Origin of the sequence: Kocuria subflava (assembly GCF_012163155.1) — a bacterium.
Lineage (GTDB): Bacteria > Actinomycetota > Actinomycetes > Actinomycetales > Micrococcaceae > Kocuria > Kocuria subflava.
This window is the reverse complement of record NZ_JAAVUN010000008.1, coordinates 43,387-55,668: the sequence shown is the minus strand read 5'-3', so window position 1 is coordinate 55,668 and position 12,282 is coordinate 43,387. Positions and strand designations below refer to the sequence as shown.

Genomic DNA, 12,282 nt, shown 5'->3' with positions numbered 1-12,282 from the left:
GGGGGAGATCCCCCGGGTGCCGTCCGGTTCTTGGACCGTCCGGCGCAGAGATCAGCGTGAACATGGAGAATGGTGTCCGTGACTGAACGATGGATAGTGGTGGGACTGGGCAACCCCGGCCCGCAGTATGAACGCACTCGCCACAACGTGGGTCAGATGGTCCTGGACGACCTGGCGGCACGAACGGGCCAGAAGTTCACGGTGCACAAGCAGACCCGCACACAGATGGTGGAAACGCGTTTGCGCCCGGGCGGTCCCCGACTGGTTCTGGTCAAGCCCATGAGTTACATGAACCTCAGCGGTGGGCCCGTGGCCTCCGTGCTGAAGTTCTTTGGCGCAACCCTGGAGAACCTGGTGGTGGTCCATGACGAGGTGGACATCGACTTCGACGCCATCAAGCTCAAACGCGGCGGAGGCGAAGGTGGCCACAACGGACTGCGGGACATCTCCAAGGCTTGCGGGAGCAAGGACTACCTGCGCGTGCGGGTGGGGGTGGGACGGCCCCCGGGACGCATGGACACCGCTGACTTTGTGCTCAAGCCCTTCACCAGTACGGAACAGGCTGATCTGCCGCTGCTGCTGGAGCGCTCCGCGGATGCCGTCGAGCAGATCATCGACCACGGCCTGACGGCCGCACAGAACGCGGTCCACGCCCGTTGAGGGTGGGAGATCGCAGCCCCTGACACCATGCGTTGAGGCGGGACACGTCCCGGCGTCGTCGTCAGTTGGGGAGGACAAAACGTTACTCAAGTGTTGAGCTGGTCTAACGTTGAGTAAAGGAGGCTCGATACGGTGAAGGTGGCCGTGGACGAGCGCCCACCCGCGCATGATCCGCGTCAGCCCGAGCCACAGCAGCCTCAGGAGGTTCCCCGTGCCCACCGGCACCAGCCCAGCTTTGACCACCCCCGTACCGGGTGCGCTGAACAACGAGCGCGCACGGGAGCTGGCAGCACAGTTCCCCCTCCTGCAACGTTCCGTGATGGATCAACCGCTGGTGTACCTGGACTCCGGTGCCACCTCCCAACGCCCGCAGTCCGTGCTGGATGCCGAGTTCGACTTCCTCCGCTCCTCCTATTCCGCCGTTCACCGCGGGGCACACACGGTAGCTGTGGAGGCCACTGACGCTTTTGAGCAGGCACGCGAGACCGTGGCGAACTTTGTGGGAGCGGGTCCCCGGGAGATCGTGTGGACCTCCAACGCCACCGAGGCGATCAACCTGATCACCTACGCCTTCTCCAACGCCTCAGCGGGTAGCAACGGTGCGGGAGAGGCCTCCCAGCAGTTCCGTCTGGGGCCCGGAGACCAGATTGTGGTCACGGAATCCGAACACCACGCCAATCTGGTGCCCTGGCAGGAGTTGTGCGCCCGAACCGGGGCCGAGCTGCGCTGGATCCCGGTTGACGACCACGGTGTCCTGGATCTGCCCGCCGTGGATTCTGTGATCACCGAGCAAACCCGCGTGGTGTCCTTCACCCACGTCTCCAACGTGACCGGTGCAGTCAACGACGTCGCCGCGCTGGTGGATGCCGCCCGCAAGGTCGGGGCCTTCACAGTGCTGGACGCCTGCCAATCGGTGCCGCACCTGCCGGTGAATTTCCATGAGCTGGGTGTGGATTTTGCGGCGTTCTCCGGTCACAAGATGCTGGGTCCCACTGGTATTGGTGCCCTGTACGGGCGTGCCGAGCTGTTGGATGTCCTGCCCACGTTCCTGACCGGCGGTTCCATGATCACCTCCGTGACCATGGAACGCAGCGAATACCTGCCCGCCCCCACACGATTTGAAGCCGGCACCCAGCGCATCTCCCAGGCCGTTGCCCTGGCGGAGGCGGTGCGGTTCCTGGACGCTGTGGGCATGGAGAACGTGGCCACGTGGGAGTCCGAGCTGGGTCAACGTCTGGCGGCCGGAGTCGCGCAGCTTCCCGGGATCCGCCTGATCGGTCCGCAACCCGGAGTGGACCGGGTGGGCCTGGCTTCCGTGGTGGTGGAGGGTGTCCATGCCCACGACGTCGGTCAGTTGCTTGACGTGGCCGGTGTGGCGGTGCGCGTGGGTCACCACTGCGCCCAGCCCCTGCACCGGCGCCTGGGGGTCACGGCCACCACCCGAGCCAGCACCTACCTCTACAACACCACCGATGACGTCGACCGCTTACTGAACGAGCTGGCCGGGGTGCGGCGGTATTTCCGCCTGGAGGACTGAACCAGCCTCGGCTCTACCCCCGCTTGTTCCGACTTGACCACTGACGAGGAGTCACCCACACCATGAGTGCTTTGGACCAGATGTACCAGGACGTGATTCTGGATCATTCCAAGCGGAGAATCGGGGAGGGGTTGGCCGGAGCCGATGCCACCCTGCTGCCCGGTGAATCGGCCGCCGGCACCCATCACGAGTTCAACCCCACCTGCGGGGACCAGATCCTGGTTCGGGTGGGGTTGGACGGTGACACCGTGACGTCTTTGACCTGGCAGGGGGACGGCTGTTCCATTTCCATGGCGGCAGCATCCGTCCTGGCGGAGATGGCTCCACAGACCGATGTCCACACCCTGCGCCGCCAGATTGACGGTTTCCGGGAGATGCTGCGTTCCCGGGGGACCGCGGAGCCGGACGAGGAACTGTTGGGCGATGGTGTGGCCTTTGCCGGCGTGGCCAAGTTCGTGGCACGGGTCAAATGCGCAGCGCTGGCCTGGGTGGCCACGGAGGCTGCCCTGATGCAAGCCGGCGTGGAGCGGGAATGAATCCCGCTGATGGCGTCCTGACCGTCAAACTGCCCAGCAGGGCGGCTTTTCTGCGAGCACTGGCCAGCTCGTGGGAGTGGGACGCCCACGGGCCCAGCATGGTGCTCACGGGCTCACAGGGTGTGGGCAAAACCGTGCTGCTGGATCAGCTGTGCGCCCGGTTGGAGGGCACGGCACACATCATTCGGTGGTGGACACTCGCACCGCCAGGTGGTCGATCACCAGCTGATCCGGCTGCCGGCCTGCCACAGGAGATCGTGGGACTGCTCGCAAGCAGCTCAGGCCCGTCCGAAATCGCAGAACCCGGGCGATCCGACACCCGTGCGGCACCTGACGGCCACGGTGCTGAGCACACCGTGGTTCGCGCTTTCCAACGGGCACGTACCTGGCTGCACCACAACGCTCAGGACGCACCGGTGTTGGTGGTGGTGGATGACGTCCACCTCCTTCAGGAGTCCCACCGCCATGTGTTGGCGCAGCTGACGCGTAATCAGGAGATTTCCTTGCTGTTGGCGGCCACCTCGATCCGTTTGACGGGCCGTGCCATGAGTCAGCTGTGGCGAGACGGCGTGATCTCCGATCACAGAATCCCGGATCTGTCCTTGCCCGATGTGACCGAGTTGCTGCGAGCAGCCCTGGGCCGTGAACCGGAAATCACAGAAGCTGTCCCCATCTTGCGCAGGTCCCAGGGCGTGGTGGGGCACGCCGTGACGGCTCTGGGGCACATGTTGCCCCAGAGCAACGTGGGCAACAACCTGCCGGATCCCGGTGTCCACAACGGTGAACAGCTGCTGTGCCAGGCACTGTCCACCACCCGCCTGGATCCCGATCAGGTGAGCATTGTTCAAGTGCTCTCCCGCCTGCGTCAGTTCCCCGCCTCCGTCTTGATCGACCTGTTCGGTGCCCAGAACCTGGATGCCTTGATGGACACCGGTGTGCTGCGCCTGCAGGGCCGGGGCCCTTCCCGCGGTGTGGTGCTGACCAACACCTGGATCGCCGGATTGGTCCCCGGACTGATCTCCGAGCAGCGGGACCGGGAGCTCTACGACGTCGTTGCCGGGTACAGCACGGATGCACGCGTGGTGGCGGGGGCTCGTGCGGACCTGGAACTGTGGCGCCATGCCCTGGGGCTGCCGCTGGACCCGGTGAGAATCACGCATCTGGCGGAATCGGCTGCCGTGAGTGCCGACTACAACACGGTGCAAGCCTTGATCCGAACTCTGGATCCAGGCCACGCTGCCCCGTTGCGGGGGCTGCACACCTTGGCACTCGCAGGCGTGGGGCAGATTGACGCCGCCACCGAACTGGCCAGGCCGTTGCTGGATGCCACGCCGGATCCCCAGCACCCGCTCCAGATCCGTGAAGTCGAGGCCCTGTACGTGCTGGCCGCCATGAGCACGCAGCAACGGCGAGCAACCGGGGAGTTCGAGACCCTGCTGGCCATGGCACAGGGGCATCACCGGGCACTGATGAGCAGCACCGCCGCAGCGGAGCATTCACCCCATGAGCTGGCGCAGAACGCCGCACTGGAGGAAGCGGCCCTGTCCGCCCGGTGGATTCTGGAAAACTTCCGCGGTGACTACAAAACCCTGTTGGATTCCCTGGCGCGCGCCTCCGCAGCCCGCAGCGTGGAACGCACAACTCGAGCTTTGATGGTGGGTCTGACGGCAAAAGCCAACGCAGTGTGTGGCCGGCCCACTGATGGGCAGGCCATCCTGACGCACGCAGTCCGTGTGGACCTGGCGGCGCGCAATGCACGCCTGGCCCAGCAGCACACGGAGGATGCGGCCATGATCGCCGCCATTTTCGGCGGACAGTGGTCTGAGCTGTTGGAGCAGGTCCAGGGCCAGGACGGCGGATTGCCGGACACTCCTGCCTGGGTGCAGCACAACGTCCTCAAAGGTGCCTTGTTGTTGCTCACGGGCCGCCCGCACAAGTCGGTGGGGTACCTGGAGGCCGCGTTGAAGGCAACGGCTGACGCGGTGGCCTTTCCCGTGCCGCACCTGGTGGTCAGCCTCACCGCAGCGGCCTTCGCATGGGTGGGTCGGCACACTGATGCCAAGGAGCTGCTGCGGATGGATCACACCGATCACGCCCAGGAGTCTTATCTCTACCGTGCCACCGGCGAGTACTTCCGCGGGTTGACTGAATTCCTGTTGGGAGACGTGGCAGCCGGAGTCCAGAGGTGGCGCAGCTGGGCGGATGACACCATGGTTCGCGGTTGCCACGGGCTGGCCCTGGTGTTCCTGCAAGCACTGGCACGGGCTGGATCCGAGTTCGCGGTGCGTGAGTTGACAGTCACCGCTCAGCGCTGCCAGGGCGCTTGGGCGGAGAGTCTGCGGCTGTTGGCCGTTGCCCTGGACGGGCAGAAGATCACCGATCTTCGGGCTGCTCTGCGCAGCGCTGCCGCCATGGGGGATCTGAGTCTGGCCGGTTACCTGGAGCGCCTGATAGCAGTTCGTGGACACACCTCCGGGACGGGCCCGGTGGTGCCGTTTCCCGACGACGAAGTGGTGGAGGTGGGCACCGGGGAGATGGATGCCCGTGCGGTGAGCATGGCCGCCGTGCTGACCTCACGCGAGCGTGAGATCGCTGATCTTGCAGCAGCGGGTCTGACCAACCAGTCCATTGCCGAACAGGTGGGGCTCTCTCGCCGCACCGTGGAAGGACACATGCTCCAGGTCCTGCGCAAACTGAACATGTCCCGCCGTAACGAGCTGGTGGATCTGTGGAGGGGAGCACAGGGTGACTGAGAGCCACGTGGAGCGCGGACGGATTGACCGCAGCTGGTTGGAGCCCCACCACCTGGTGGGGGTCCGGGCCGCAACAGTGGAGGCCGCGGTCAGGGACCTGCGTGACACCGACTGCCGCGGTGTGGTGATTCACGGCGTCTTTGGTGCCGGGACCTCCACCGTGGCCAGAGCCGTGCTGGCGCATTTTGTGGAAAGTGCTGCCATCCTGCGCGCTGAGCATGATCACGGTGCCGCTGAAGAATCCCCGTTGGGTGGATTGGCATTCCTGGTGGCCTCCTTGGCGCAGGACCTCCAGGACGAACACACCCCGTTGAACGACTCCGCTGGGGCCTTTGACCTTGTGGCCAGAGCCTGCCGCAAGATGCGCAGCACCGCCGGTCCGGTTCCCCTGATGGTCATCCAAGACCTGCACAAAATGCCGGCCGCAGCTCAACGCCTGGTGGCGGGACTGCTGGGTGCGGGCCTGATCAAGGTGGTGCTGGTGGCCTCCACGGCTTCGGCCTCCCATGCCTGCGGTGACCTGCTGCCGGTCCTGCGCCGCGGTCTGCTGCGGGCACACACCCTGTCCCCACTGGATGGAGACGGGGTCAGAGAACTGATGGAACAGGTGCTGGGCGGCACTGTGCCGCCGCTGACCGCACAGTGGGCCACCATGCTCACCGCAGGTGTTCCGCGACTGGTGATCTCCTACCTGGACCGCGCTCGCGAGGACGGGCTGCTGCTGTTCAACGACGGCCTGTGGCACTTTGTGGGACCGGTGGAAGGAGTCTCGGATGACCTCCGTGAGGTGGTGGCCATCCATCTGGCGGAGTTGAGCGAGGCGCAACGGCAGGTGCTGTTCGTCGTCGTGCTGGCCGAACGAATCCAGATGAACCCGGCCATCAACGGCGTGCTGGGGGAGGCGCTGGAGGTCCTGATCGAATCCGGGCTGGTGCAAAGCCGGTACGAGTCACACCGCTGGACGCTGATTCCCAGCTGTGAGCACTTTGCGGAGGCGGTCCGCCAGCACCTTTCCCCGGGACTGGCGGTCACGTTGGGCCCGCTGCACGCCTCCGTCCTGGAACACGGCCTGACACCTGTTTCCAGGGCGGCGTGGGCCGTGAACACCGGCACGCTGATCGACGGCGCCGATCTGGTGGCGCTGGCAGCTTCAGCCAATGACCGGTTGTGGGCCGATTACGCGCTGCGCACGTTGCAGAGCCCTGTGGAGACCCAGTGGCAGGCGGCAGCAGACCTGGAAAAACTGCGGGCTCGGATCAAATTGCGCCATCACCTGGAAGCGGGTGTGATCGCCGCGGGAATCGATGTCCACCGGCTCTCGGCACGCCAGCTACGGGTGTTGATGACCTGTGAGGGCATGCTGCGCGGAACCGGCGAGTTGTCCTACACGGATGAGCAGTGGCAGCGCCGCTGGCAAGAGCTGGCGGCACGCTGCCTGGAAGATCCGCACACGGCAACCCAGGAGCGGGAGTTCTTTGGTGCCTTGGAGATCCTGGTGCAGCTGTGGGCCGACTGGTCGGGTCCGCCCGGCGCCCAGCCGGGGCAGCGATGGCACCAACTGCGTGATTCCCCGGTTCCGGAGGTGGCCATGCTGGCCCTGGCCTCCCTGGGCCGCAGTCAGACCCGGGCGGCCGATCTGGATGCGGCATCCGAGGCGTGGTTCCGGGCCATGCTGTTGGCCGAGTCGCATCCGGGGTTGTTGTCCGTTTTCACGGACGTGACACGGATCGGACGTCTGTGGGCCGGGGCGCTGAGCGGGGACCCGGTGGCTCCTCTCAGCGCGCTGCCCAACACCTGGGGCCCGGAGGACTCCAGCCCGTATCTGGCACTGGCCGGTCACTACTACGCCGCCTCTGCCATGAGCCTGCTGTTGAAGGGGACCATCGCCCCCGCCCACGCCTACTTCCAGGCGGCCGTGGCGTGTTCGCGCGACGACACCGCCCCCTACCTGCTGGCCATGTGCCGCAGCGCCCTTGAACTGACGACGTTGCTGACCACAGGTGTTGCCCCTGAACGCACGGAGGTGCCGGAGACGGTCTCCGACACGTGGTTGGACGGGGACCTGCTGCCCATGCGCTGGTTCCACATCCTGTTCGACTCCGTGACGCGAACCGCCGAGGGCAATGCTGCCGACATCAGCGCCTTGGTCTCCGTGGTGGACTCCTCCCTGGCCGACGGCGAGGTGGTGACCGCGCATTTTGCCCTGGCACAGGTCATGCAGACGGGGGAGGACGCCTTCATCCGCAAGCTGCGGGAGGTCTCTCACGGCACCAGCGGGCTCTATCAACAAATGGTGGCCCGGATCTGCCAGGCGGTCATGACCGTGGACGTGGACGGGCTGGTGGCCGCGGGCCTGCAGTGTCATGCCGCCGAGTTCGACGGCCTGGCCGGGGACGCTCTGGAACGCGCGCTGGTGCTGTTGAGCCCGTACGCGCCGTCGTCAGTTATCAGCACCGTGACGCAGGCGGCCGATGAAGCCTTCCGCTCCACGGGCCGCTCCATGCGCAGGCGCACCACGGCCGGAGGACGACGACGCTCCACCCTGACCGAGCGTGAACAGGAAGTGGCCGAATTGGTGGCCCGAGGTCTGACCAACGCTCAGGTGGCCCAGGAGCTGGGTCTGGGGCGGCGCACCGTGGAAGGCCACGTGTACCGGTTGTTCGACAAACTGGGCATCTCCCAGCGCAGTGAAGTGCAGGAGGCGCTGCAGGGCTGACTCTCTCGAACCGCCAACCACCGGATGGGGGATCAGGCGGGGTCGTCATAGGAGTCCACCCGGTCTCCCTCAGTGCGCAGCTTGGAGTAATAGGCGTTGCGCCCCAGCAGCAGGGCGCCACCCACAACGGCTGCCACACCGGAACCGCACAGGATGCCCACCTTGGCATGGTTGTCATGTGGTGAGCCCAGGCCGAAGGACAGATCCGCCACCAGCAGGGAGACCGTGAAGCCGATGCCCGCCACAATGGAGAGCCCGATCAGGTCGATCCATTCGTAGTCGGCGTCCTTGCGGGCCGGGGTGAAGCGGTTCATCAGCCAGGCCGAGGAGAAAATGCCGATGGCCACGGGGTCGGTCAAGGACTCCGTGAACCCGGCCCAGCCGCCCACGGCCACGCCCGCGGAGAAGAAGGCAAAGATCGGCACGGCCAGGATGTTGGACAGCGGCCGGAAGCGGTGCTCCAAGGTGGGTGCCAGGCCGAAGGCGGGGGTGTCACGGGTGATCAGGCGTGGCTTGATGGCCATGACCGGGGTGGCAAAACCCAGCAGCACACCGGCAATTGTGGCGTGAACGCCGCCGTTGTAGACCAGCAACCAGGTGATGAAACCCAGGGGCAGCAGAATCAGCCACGCCGCCCAGGCTTTCTCGATGAAGAAGTGGCTGAAGCGATGCGTCAGAGCCCAGTACACGGCCAACGCCACCAGCGCCCCGCCCAGGGAGAGCAGGCTGATGCCGTAGCTGTAGAACAACGCGATGATGATGATGGCGATCAGATCATCCACCACGGCAAGGGTCAGCAGGAACGTGCGCATGGCCAGCGGAAGTGCCGAGCCCACAACCGCCAGCACTGAGACGGCGAAAGCAATGTCCGTTGCGGTGGGGATGGCCCAACCGCGCAGGGCGGTGGGATCCGTGTTGTTGACCAGGTTCACGCCCACGTAAATCAGCGCGGGGGTGATCACACCGGCAAAAGCGGCCACGATCGGCAGGGCGGCCTTGCGGGGATTGCGCAGCTCGCCGTCCACGAACTCGGCCTTGAGCTCCAGGCCCACCAGGAAGAAGAACACCGCCAGCAGGCCATCTGCCGCCCATTCGCCCACGGTGTGCATCAGACCGGGCACGGCATCCGTGCCGATCTTGTAGTCACGCAGACCGAAGTAGAACTCCTGGGCCGGGCTGTTGGCCAGGACCAGAGCCGCCAACATGGCAATCAGAAGCAGGCAGCCGCCCACCAGGTCTTTCCGGATGAACGCGCTGAAGCCTTGATTCACCTGGTGAGGGGTTTCAGTCTGCTGAGACAAGGCTGCTGACCTCCTGGACGAGCACTCGGGACCGCGTCAGTGTACGCCGGTCATGTTCCAGGTGTGGGACAGGCCTCACCGGGGGCGCCCGGTGTTACCCACGATGCCGCTGCCCGGAGCGGGCCGGGCAGCGGCAGGAGAACATCAGTGGGAGGCGATCCAGGCATCGGCCTCGCGGGCCTGCAGGGACAGCGCCTTGCCCACGTACGGCTCCGCCGTGGAGGCCAACTTGCCGCCCACCAGGGGGATCTTGACATTCAGGGACATGTTCACGGAAACGGCGGTCTTCTCGCCCTGGGCCTGCAGACGCTGGGTTCCCTCACCGTTGGCGGGCATGCCACCCACGGTGATCTCCGTGCGAATGTTGCGGGATCCATCCGCCTCCGGGGCTGCCCAGGAGTCCACCTGCGTGATATTGAGACCGTCCTTGATGAACTTCTTGGCCATCTCCGGCAGCTTGTCCGCACCCATGGTGCGCACCGAGGTGACGGTGAAGGCGCCGGCGGTGTCGCCGTCGACCTCAAAGGAATTCAGGGTGGCCCCGCCGCGCTCGGCCACGTGGCGGTTGAAGGCCTCGTCCAGGAAAGTCTCCGTGACCTTTTCCACGGGGGCGTTGACGGTCTGCTCGGCGGTTACAGCCATGGTTTACTCCTTGTAATGACGCTTGAACGGTGGTGACGCTTGAACGTCGTGGTGATGCTTGCACACGGACTGGTGCCGTTCGGCTCAATCCTAGTCGGCCCACGCAGTGGCCCACTCCGAGCGAAAGTGCACTGCGCGAAAGGCAGTGGCCAACGGGTTGTGGCGAGATTCACCCTGCCCCGATCCGCGGATTCTGGGGCCTGTGGGTCCAAAGGGGGTTAGGGTGGCCTGACCCGTTCCGTACCGAATACATAGACTTGCGGTGCGGGGCATGGGATCGCCCTGCGCAGTCGTGGTGCGGTTACGCAAACACGACGTTAAACACGACACAGCCCGGGCCGGCGTGGGGACGCCAGAGGGCCGTGCAGAGGGGGAGCAATGGCATCGATGACTCATGCCACCGATCGTCAGCAGCACAGCAGCAAGGGCTTCCGCAAGCGTGTGGTGCACGTGGTGGAGGCCTTTGGCGGCGGCGTGGCTGCCGCCGTGCGCGACTACGTCCGAGCCCTGCCGGAATGCGAACACCATCTGGTGTGCCGCCTGCGCCCCGAAGCCGAGACCCTGGAACCGGAGTGGGTGGAGGAATTCGCCTCCATCCACCGTATTGACGGTGGCCACATGGGTGCCACCAAGTTGGTGCGCGCCACCATCAACACGCTGGACCCTGATGTGGTCCATGCCCACAGCAGTTACGCGGGCGTGTGGGCCCGCGCCGCGCTGGTGGGCAACAACACCGTGCGCTGCGTCTACACGCCGCATGCCTGGGCCTTTGACCGTGAGGACAAGTCCAACGCCCAACGCAAGGCCTACCGGGCGGTCGAACGCAGCCTGAGTCGCCGCACGGATGTGCTGGCCGGCTGTTCACGGGCAGAGAACCAGGAAATCCGCGCGTGGGGTGCCAAGCTCAAAACCGTGTACGTGCCCAACGTGGCCCCTGAGATTCAAGCTCAGCTGGAGAAGGCGCAGATCACCGACTGGAACCAATCCCACGCCCCGCTGGTGGTGGGCTCCGGGCGCCTGACCATGCAGAAGGACCCCGAATGGTTCGCCAAGGTCATCGCGGCGTTGCGTGCAGCAGGTCATTCGGTGCGCGCGTTGTGGGTGGGCGGTGGTGATGACCAACTGCAGGCGCAGATGGAGGCCCAGGACATTGAGGTCACCGGATGGGTTGACCCCTCCTCCGTGCTCAGTCACCTGGCACAGGCAGACCTCTACGTCCACACCGCCCGGTGGGAGGGCTTTCCCATCACGGTGTTGGAGGCCGCTCAACTGGGCCGCCCCATGGCGGTGCGTGGCATCCGGGCCTTTGATGACATCGGCATGCCGTTGGTGATTCAACGCCCGGAGGATCTGGTGCAGCACTGGGAACGGCTCAAGGACGCACAGGCTCGCGAAACGATCGTGGCTGAGCAGAACGCCGCACTGTGGGAGAACACCCGCTCCATGCAGCGCGAACGCCTGGCAGAGGCGTACGGGCTGGAGCTGCTGCCCACCGGGGCGCTGGGCATTGACCTGATCACTCCGTAGACCTGAGGTGCCCAGGTGGACCAGCCATGCGTCGTCGCGGTGGGGTGTGACACCCAGTCGGCCCGTGCCGTCCGTCAAGCGTGGCTTCACCACGGTCAGCGCTACCTGAACACGGTGCTGGCCACATCTGAGCACAGCGGAACCTCCATGTCCGTGGAGGAGATCACCCAGCGCTATGCCCTCAAGGAAGCCGTGGCCAAGGCCCTCGCCGTGCGCTCGGACGAGCCTTGGGCGTGGCGGTGGATCGCCGTGCACAAGTCCCCGGCCGGTGTGGAAGACCACGACGGCGTGCCTGCCGGGGCCCAGAGGTGGTCCGTGCATGTGACCGATGGTGCGCTGCAGACCGCTCAGCGCCAGGGCATTGACCAGTGGAGGGCCTGGTCATGGTTCTGTGGCCACGGTGTCACCGCTTCTGGTTACGCAACAGTTGTCGCACTGACTGGTGCAAAATCATAGAATTACGGTAGAATTGCATGTGGCCGCAGATGCTCAGGTGGGGACCTGACCACGCGTGCCGGTTCGTGGGGCTCGGGCGGCGCCGCGGACGGGGAGTTTTGTGGGTTCCTGCTCATCGCGGGCAGGCCCACGCAGTGAGCTGCACGTCAGCAGC

The 12,282-nt window shown here is 65.6% G+C and carries 9 protein-coding genes; 7 read left to right on the top strand and 2 right to left on the bottom strand.

From position 1 onward, the window contains the following. Positions 1-78 precede the first annotated feature (78 nt). From pth to GTW58_RS14980, 5 genes are all read left to right on the top strand, one after another. Positions 79-660 (top strand): aminoacyl-tRNA hydrolase, encoded by a 582-nt coding sequence (pth, locus tag GTW58_RS05635; protein ID WP_119932106.1) that lies wholly within the window; start codon positions 79-81, stop codon positions 658-660. 211 nt (positions 661-871) lie between these two features. Next, positions 872-2,197 carry a SufS family cysteine desulfurase gene (locus tag GTW58_RS05630; RefSeq protein WP_370448251.1) on the top strand — a complete coding sequence of 442 codons (1,326 nt, stop codon included), beginning with the start codon at positions 872-874 and terminating at the stop codon, positions 2,195-2,197. A 62-nt stretch (positions 2,198-2,259) separates the two neighbouring features. Beyond that, positions 2,260-2,733 (top strand): Fe-S cluster assembly sulfur transfer protein SufU, encoded by a 474-nt coding sequence (gene sufU / locus GTW58_RS05625; RefSeq protein ID WP_119932059.1) that lies wholly within the window; start codon positions 2,260-2,262, stop codon positions 2,731-2,733. Next, positions 2,730-5,486, top strand: coding sequence for a helix-turn-helix transcriptional regulator (locus GTW58_RS05620; RefSeq protein ID WP_168023472.1), 2,757 nt, complete (start codon positions 2,730-2,732; stop codon positions 5,484-5,486). Before sufU ends, GTW58_RS05620 begins: the two co-directional genes overlap by 4 nt. Continuing rightward, positions 5,479-8,202, top strand: a complete 2,724-nt coding sequence (locus tag GTW58_RS14980) for a helix-turn-helix transcriptional regulator (protein ID WP_119932057.1) — start codon at positions 5,479-5,481, stop codon at positions 8,200-8,202. Before GTW58_RS05620 ends, GTW58_RS14980 begins: the two co-directional genes overlap by 8 nt. A gap of 32 nt (positions 8,203-8,234) precedes the next feature. Here the strand turns inward: GTW58_RS14980 and nhaA are convergent, their stop codons facing one another. Beyond that, positions 8,235-9,503 (bottom strand): Na+/H+ antiporter NhaA, encoded by a 1,269-nt coding sequence (gene nhaA, locus GTW58_RS05610; RefSeq protein WP_119932056.1) that lies wholly within the window; start codon positions 9,501-9,503, stop codon positions 8,235-8,237. 144 nt (positions 9,504-9,647) lie between these two features. Then, positions 9,648-10,145: a DUF2505 domain-containing protein gene (locus tag GTW58_RS05605; protein WP_119932055.1), complete on the bottom strand. Its 498-nt coding sequence runs from the start codon at positions 10,143-10,145 to the stop codon at positions 9,648-9,650. 387 nt (positions 10,146-10,532) lie between these two features. On the opposite strand from GTW58_RS05605, the gene GTW58_RS05600 reads away from it, so the two are divergent. Both GTW58_RS05600 and GTW58_RS05595 read left to right on the top strand, forming a co-directional pair. After that, positions 10,533-11,672, top strand: coding sequence for a glycosyltransferase family 4 protein (locus tag GTW58_RS05600; RefSeq protein ID WP_119932054.1), 1,140 nt, complete (start codon positions 10,533-10,535; stop codon positions 11,670-11,672). 15 nt (positions 11,673-11,687) lie between these two features. Then, a complete protein-coding gene (locus tag GTW58_RS05595; protein WP_119932053.1) occupies positions 11,688-12,128 on the top strand; it encodes a holo-ACP synthase in 441 nt (146 codons plus the stop codon). The last annotated feature ends 154 nt before the right edge of the window (positions 12,129-12,282 follow it).